Genomic DNA, 7,438 nt, shown 5'->3' on the forward strand with positions numbered 1-7,438 from the left:
CAAACGTATGGGCTATACAGAAGACATTCGTAAAGCAATTTATGATTCAATTTCTACGATGACCTTCGATGATATCCATAGGTTTCAGCAAACCTACATCAACAATCATCCGAGAATTATTTTAATTATCGGATCAAAAGATAAAATTGATTTCAATGCATTAAGCAACTTCGGTGAAGTGCATGAATTAACGCTGGAGGAGATTTTTGGATATTAAAGCAAGACTTAAATTCCAAATAACAAAAAAAGCAAATTCCAAACGGCTTAATCAAAACTGCAAATAAAAAGAGTGGCATTAAATTAATGCCACTCTTTTTATTTGCTATCCAAGTATTGATTTATGCTTTGTTTGGAATTTGCTTTTTGTTATTTGGAATTTCTTATTCTATGTGCGTTACATCCTCCTGATCCGCCACCTTCTGCACATCATTTTCCAGCCATACCAGAAATAGTTTATAGGCAATGGAAAACAGCACTGCTCCCAGGAACATGCCGATAAAACCGCCGGCAACAAATCCACCGATCACACCAACAAATATGATCGGCATAGGCACCGGCGCGCCTTTACCTAAAAGCACAGGTTTCATTAAATGCTCCAACAGATAGATCAGGAATAACCATACACCCAGCAACGTTGCTGCAACAGGGCTGCCTGTATAAAACATATAAATAACGATTGGAATACTCAATGGTACAATTCCCACCTGAATAATGGAAAGCAGCAAACATACAATCGTCCATACACCAGCTAAAGGAACGCCGGCCATAAAGAAACCGAATGCTGCCAGGACCGATTCAATAAAGGCAACACCGATTATTCCTTTGGTTACATTTTGTATGGTACGCTCTGCGATATGCGAAAACTCTTCACCATTTTTCCCGGCAATACGAACAAATATTTTATGCGCCAGTTCAGAAGACGCTTTGGAATGCGCCAGGAAAAGTCCCGCAACAATCACTGAAGCAAAAAAGTGTAACAGCCCGAGACCAAGGCTGCCTATAAAGTTCAATACCGCCATACCAATGGCTTCAAGTTGTGTAGCGTGTTCCTTAAATACGATAGAAGAATCGTTTGTGACACGCTTACCAAAATCATATAATGCATTATCTATAAGAGGTAAGTGCTGGAGATTGTCGACAAACGTATCCAATTGTCCGGCATTGGTATCTGAAAACACATTAGAAAGTTCTTTTACGAGCGAATGAATCAACAGATAAGACGGCAATATGAATATGACCAAAGCTGCCACCGTCATGAATATTGCGCCCCACTTATCGGTCATATTAAATTTATTGCGGAGAAAACTCAATATCGGCATGGCTGCCACCGCCAGGATAATCCCACCCAACAAAATGGACAAAAAAGGCATGAGAATGATATAACTGAATACAATCATCCCCAGGAATAAGATCAATCGTATCGTTGTTTCTATCGAATTTTTAACAAAAGGAGATTCCGGACTGTTTGGGTTATTCATATGATAAAAAGGATGAGAAATGATGGAAATCCATGCAAGATCATGAATAACTTTCAGACCGTCAATACATCCAAAATGATTCTTTTTATATAAAAATCTTTGCGGTGTATTTTCAATCATTGCAAACACTTATTATATTCAACTCATTATCAACAAGTAACAGGAAAGACCGAATAAGCATTGAATTTTTACGGGTTAATACGTAATATTGAGGGATTATACTTAGTTTATTAAATTCACTACAATATATTCTTAAGAGAAAATGAGCGGAAAAATTAAAGTAGCTAACCCGGTTGTTGAACTGGATGGCGATGAAATGACAAGAATTATCTGGAAATTTATTAAAGATAAATTGATCCTTCCTTACCTGGATTTAGATATCAAATATTATGATTTGGGTATGGAGCACCGCGATGCTACAAATGACCAGGTTACAATTGATGCAGCAGAAGCAATAAAAAAATACAGCGTTGGTATTAAGTGTGCTACTATCACACCGGACGAGCAGCGTGTTCAGGAGTTCAAACTTAAGCAAATGTGGAAGTCTCCAAACGGAACTATCCGTAACATCCTTGATGGTACAGTATTCCGTGAGCCGATCGTTTGTACAAACGTACCACGTTTGGTTCCTAACTGGACTGCTCCTATCGTTGTTGGTCGTCACGCATTTGGTGATCAGTACAAAGCAACAGATTTCGTTGTACCGGGCAAAGGTAAATTAACAATCAAGTTTGAAGGTGAAGACGGTAAAGTAATTGAGCATGAAGTATACAAATTCCAGGGCCCGGGCGTGGCAATGGGTATGTACAATACTGAAGAGTCAATTAAAGGCTTTGCATACTCTTGCTTCAACATGGCGTTAAGCAAAAAATGGCCATTATACTTATCTACTAAAAATACCATCCTAAAGAAATACGATGGTCGCTTCAAAGATATTTTCGAGGATATCTACCAAAAAGAATACAAAGCTAAATTTGATGCAGCGGGTATCGTTTACGAGCATCGTCTGATTGATGACATGGTTGCTTCTGCATTAAAGTGGAATGGTAACTTTGTATGGGCTTGTAAGAACTATGATGGAGACGTACAATCTGATACAGTTGCACAAGGTTTCGGCTCATTAGGTTTAATGACCTCTGTATTGGTTACTCCGGATGGTTCTACCATGGAAGCTGAAGCTGCACACGGTACAGTAACCCGTCATTACAGAGATCACCAGGCTGGCAAGCCAACTTCTACGAACCCGATAGCTTCTATCTTCGCATGGACAAGAGGTTTAGAGTTCCGTGGTAAAAAAGACGGCAACCAGGAATTGGTTAACTTCTGCCAGACACTTGAGAAAGTATGTATCGCTACGGTTGAAAGCGGGAAAATGACTAAAGATTTAGCTGTTTGTATCCACGGCAACAAAGTGGAGCATGGCAAACACTATTTATACACAGAAGAATTCTTAGCTGCAATTGACGACAATCTGAAAGTTGCGTTAAAGAAGTAATTTCCGGAATATAAATCATTTATCTAAAACCTCGCTGCCTTCAGCGGGGTTTTATTTTTATACACAATCATTTATTTTGCGTATAATCTAACAGAGTCATTTAACTTTTTATTTTGAACGGAGCATTTGTCATATCGCTGGATTTTGAATTGTATTGGGGTGTAAGAGATTCCAAAACAAAGGAGCATTATGCTGAAAATATTCTTGGCGTACGTGAAGCCATGCCCCGCCTGCTCAGCCTTTTTAATGAGTTCAATATTAAAGCAACGTTTGCAACCGTAGGTTTATTGAGCTTTCCAAATAAAGAAACGCTGCTTGCCGGTATGCCGGAAAGTATGCCTCATTATTCCCATACGGCATATAACTTAACTGCTGAATATTTACAGCATCTCGGACATTCGGAAGAAGATGACAAATTTCATTTTGCGCTTTCCATGATCGAACAGATTCACCGGGAAGGTGTGCATGAAATCGCCTCTCATACTTTCTCGCATTATTACACCCTGGAGGATGGTGCCAGTCCGGAAACCTTCAAAGCGGATATTGAAGCTTACAAAAAACGGTCGCATGCATTAGGAATACCTCTGAATACAATCATTTTTCCACGCAACCAATACAACGCAGTATATTTACGTATTTGCAAGGAAGCAGGCTTCATGGGTTTCAGAGGGACGGAAGACAGCTGGTTATACATGCCACTCAGTCGTGCAAAAGAAACAACCTGGCGCCGGATCTGCCGCATCATTGATTCCTATTGGAATATCAGTGGCATTCATTGCACTTCCTGGACAGAATTAAAAGATCCCAGCGGATTATACAACATTCCTGCAAGCCGTTTTCTACGCCCCTATTCAGCCAAACTGAGCTGGCTGGAAGGCTTGCGCCTGAAACGCATTACCAATGCCATGACCCAGGCTGCATTCAATGGTAAAATCTTTCATTTGTGGTGGCATCCGCATAACTTTGGAAAAGACATTCAGAAAAATCTGGACTTCCTTCGTTCTATATTGGAACATCAGCAAACACTTCATCAAATTTATGGGTTTGAATCCCGGACAATGAATAAATGTTACTCGATCTTAAATAACTATGAGCAACGATAAAGAAATTATTAAACGCGCTGTTGAACGTCACGATATTGACAGCAGTATTTTTCAGGGCAGATATGTAAATTTCACTCAGGGAAAATATACCGATGAGTTTATTTACGGACGCTACCAGATGTTTGAAGAAATAGATGCGATTTTATCCAAACTTCCCAAAGGTGCTAAAGTCCTTGATCTGGGCTGTGGCACCGGACACTTCTCTTCTTACATACACACACTGGGCTATCACGTAACTGGCCTGGATCCATCAACTAAAATGCTGGATTATGCCCGTCAGAATTTTCCCGATATTTCTTTCGTGGAAGGATATTCCAATACACTTCCGTTTGAAGACAATACATTTGATCTTATCATCAGTATTGAAGTATTGCGCTATCTCGACAGCAAGATCGTGCTGGAATCATATAAGGATATATATAGAACATTAAAACCCGGTGGCCGCATATTTATTACCCATGTGAATACGCTTGCTACTGAAGGTTATTATATTTTCTATCACATGAAGAAAGTCTTACATGCATTAAAAGGAACCGAGTACCATAATGCTTACTTTACTTCTGCAAGCAAAGAAGAACGCACACTAAAACAAATCGGATTTAAGCATATCACCTGTATCGGCCGCATGTTTGCCTCGGTACGTACAGGTTATAAATTTGGAAAGACAATCGGCAAAACGTATGCAAAAATGTTGGAGCTATTTAATTCCAAACAACGCTTCGAAAAAAGTCCGTTTAAAAACTTTACCGGTCATTTGATTGTTGTTGCAGAAAAATGATAATTAATTATGAGTTATGAAGTATAAATTATGAATTTAAAACCCCAGTCATAATTCATAACCACAATTTCATATTTATTTCTTCCCAAGCAAATAAGAACAAAACAGAATCTCTTCTCTATAAGGAATAACGTCCTTTGTTTTCTATTCACACCTATAATATTTACCCAATTCATAATTTATAATTCATAACTCATAATTATCAACGTGAAATACAAAATGCTCGTCCTTGATATGGACGACACGCTGCTTACCGACGATCACCGCATTTCAGAAAAAAATAAATCCGCTTTACTCAAAGCACAGGAGCTGGGTGTATATGTAGTATTGGCTTCCGGTCGCCCGACTCCTGCCATGACATCCTATGCAGCTGAATTGGATCTGGCCAAATATGATTCATATATTCTTGCTTACAATGGTGCTGTGATCATGCGCATGAAAGATGAAAGCATTTTATTCGAACAAAGCTTAACGAAAGAAGAAATCCATCGCCTGTATGATTTCAGTATAGAACATAAAGTACATATCATAACCTATATCAACGGCGCCATCATTAGTGAAACAGAGTCACCTTATATTGATATCGAAAAAAAGATCACCGGCATGCCCTTTGCCAAAGTAAGTCATTTCAAAGCCGCGGTAAATAGCTCTGCGATTAAGTGTATCCTGCTGGAAGATCCTTCCTATTTAAAGCAGGTTGAGAAAATCTTAAAAGCAGAAATGCCGGATAAAAGCGTAGCTACTTCCAAGCCCTATTTCCTTGAAGTGACGCATCACGGCATAGACAAAGCAGAAAGCTTAAAACGCCTGGCGGCTAAGCTAAATATCAGACAAGAAGAAATCATTGCTGTTGGTAATGCAGAAAATGACCTGTCGATGGTGCAGTACGCCGGTTTAGGCGTATGGGTTGATAATGTAAATCCGGAACTACGCGACAAAGCCAATGCAATTGTTGCCTCAAACAATAACGATGGTGTGGCAGAAGTAGTGGAACGTTTTATCCTTGCCGGGCTAACATAGGGACAAAACTCATTTTTCTATAAAAAAAAGTCTTTATTCTATAATACTTTCTCTGAATGATTTTATTATTATGATTTCCCCTGTAAGGGTTAATCATAGCCTTTGCAGGTTGCATTACGGAATTTTAAATGGTAAATTATATATAAACCATTTGAAAGCCCCAATTCAGGATTACGATGACCCGCGGGAGGAAAATACTAAGATTCGTCTCCAAAACTTTTTTGGTATTCATAGGATTATTTCTTTTCCTATTCATATCCTTATGGGCAATTTTAAAAGTACCTTCCGTTCAGAATTTTTTAGTTTCCAAAGTAACCTCCTACATCAGCGACAAAACACATACACGCGTTGAACTGGCATACATCGACCTGGAATTTCCAAAATCGATTTTGTTGCAGGGCATCTTTCTCGAAGATCAGAAACATGATACACTGATCGCCGCAAAAGAACTGGAATTGGATATCAACATGCTGGCCTTACTCACGAGCACGGTTTCCATAGAATCTACAGAACTGGATGATTTTTCTGTACACTTAAAACGCAATGAACGGGATAGTACATTCAACTTTCAGTTTCTGCTTGATGCATTTACTTCCGACAATAAAAAAGAAGTCAGTATAGATACAACGAAAAGCGGAACACCGTGGACAGTCAAAGCCAAATCCATTGTATTGTCACATGGCCGCTTCAACATGGAAGATTCATTGAGCGGCTTGTATATGAATCTCTCTTTAGGTGAAATGAAAGGCGAATTAAATAAGCTCGACCTGAATAAGAGTTTTGCTGATGTTGGAGATATTTCTTTATCTGATGTTCATGGCAGTGTTCGCAGCACCAAACAATCAACACCCGACACCAGTACTTCTGCAGGATGGCGGGGCGTATCCGTATCCGGATTAACCATAGAACGTTCTTCATTCAGTTATTCAGATCAAATTTCATCCCTGTTTGCTTCAGCAACAATCGGTATCCTTGAATTAGAACATACTTCCATAGACCTGATTGAACAGGCAATCGTTTCCGATGGACTTTCGATTGAACAAAGCTCATCGCTTGTTCAATTAAAAAAATCGAATACGACATCTTATGCAGACACATCAACTTCCGGATGGAACGTGCAGGTATCATCATTGCAGCTTGAGCAAAATGATTTCAAAATGGATATTGTTAATGAAGCCGAAATTTCTTCAGGGATCGATTGGAATCATCTGGCGCTAACAAATATCAATACAGATGCAAAAGATCTTGTTTATAACGGCCCGTTGATTGAAGCGACCATCGAATCTTTATCTGCGCAGGATAAAAGTGGCTTCGGAATCCGTTCGCTTGAAACAAAAGCTTATATGGACGCAAACAAAGCATCATTAACGGATTTATCTCTCGTCACCAACCACTCCCGCCTTGGCCAGGACATCCGCATCCAATACAGTTCCTTAGAGGAGCTTATATCTACCCTATCGGTTGATTGCAATATGAAAAATAATCAGGTAGCGGTTAAAGATTTACTATTGCTTGTTCCGGCACTCGATACAATAGAGATTATCCATAAAAACAAAGATCGGTC

The 7,438-nt window shown here is 39.3% G+C and carries 6 protein-coding genes and 1 pseudogene; 6 read left to right on the top strand and 1 reads right to left on the bottom strand.

The window, feature by feature from the left end:
* Positions 1 to 217 (top strand): hypothetical protein (locus ACTHJT_RS16500; RefSeq protein ID WP_440240230.1); only part of this gene is annotated, 217 nt, incomplete at its 5' end.
* Between the two features lie 163 nt (positions 218 to 380).
* Here the strand turns inward: ACTHJT_RS16500 and ACTHJT_RS16505 are convergent.
* The gene (locus ACTHJT_RS16505) at positions 381 to 1,598 is read right to left on the bottom strand and encodes an AI-2E family transporter (protein ID WP_440240232.1); all 1,218 of its coding nucleotides are present in this window, start codon (positions 1,596 to 1,598) and stop codon (positions 381 to 383) included.
* Between the two features lie 142 nt (positions 1,599 to 1,740).
* Here ACTHJT_RS16505 and ACTHJT_RS16510 point away from each other — a divergent pair, with 142 nt between their 5' ends.
* The 5 genes and pseudogenes from ACTHJT_RS16510 to ACTHJT_RS16530 form a co-directional block, all read left to right on the top strand.
* The gene (locus ACTHJT_RS16510; protein WP_440240234.1) at positions 1,741 to 2,973 is read left to right on the top strand and encodes an NADP-dependent isocitrate dehydrogenase; all 1,233 of its coding nucleotides are present in this window, start codon (positions 1,741 to 1,743) and stop codon (positions 2,971 to 2,973) included.
* A 113-nt stretch (positions 2,974 to 3,086) separates the two neighbouring features.
* Positions 3,087 to 4,076 (top strand): polysaccharide deacetylase family protein, encoded by a 990-nt coding sequence (locus ACTHJT_RS16515; protein WP_440240236.1) that lies wholly within the window; start codon positions 3,087 to 3,089, stop codon positions 4,074 to 4,076.
* Positions 4,063 to 4,854, top strand: coding sequence for a class I SAM-dependent methyltransferase (locus tag ACTHJT_RS16520; protein ID WP_440240238.1), 792 nt, complete (start codon positions 4,063 to 4,065; stop codon positions 4,852 to 4,854). The genes ACTHJT_RS16515 and ACTHJT_RS16520 overlap by 14 nt, the downstream gene beginning before the upstream one ends.
* Positions 4,855 to 5,073: 219 nt before the next feature.
* Positions 5,074 to 5,874, top strand: a complete 801-nt coding sequence (locus tag ACTHJT_RS16525; protein ID WP_440240240.1) for a Cof-type HAD-IIB family hydrolase — start codon at positions 5,074 to 5,076, stop codon at positions 5,872 to 5,874.
* Between the two features lie 221 nt (positions 5,875 to 6,095).
* Positions 6,096 to 7,438 (top strand): annotated as a pseudogene (locus ACTHJT_RS16530) (translocation/assembly module TamB domain-containing protein); the annotation flags it as partial.

Origin of the sequence: Cytophaga sp., from assembly GCF_051961495.1 — a bacterium.
Taxonomy (GTDB): Bacteria; Bacteroidota; Bacteroidia; order Cytophagales; family Cytophagaceae; genus Cytophaga.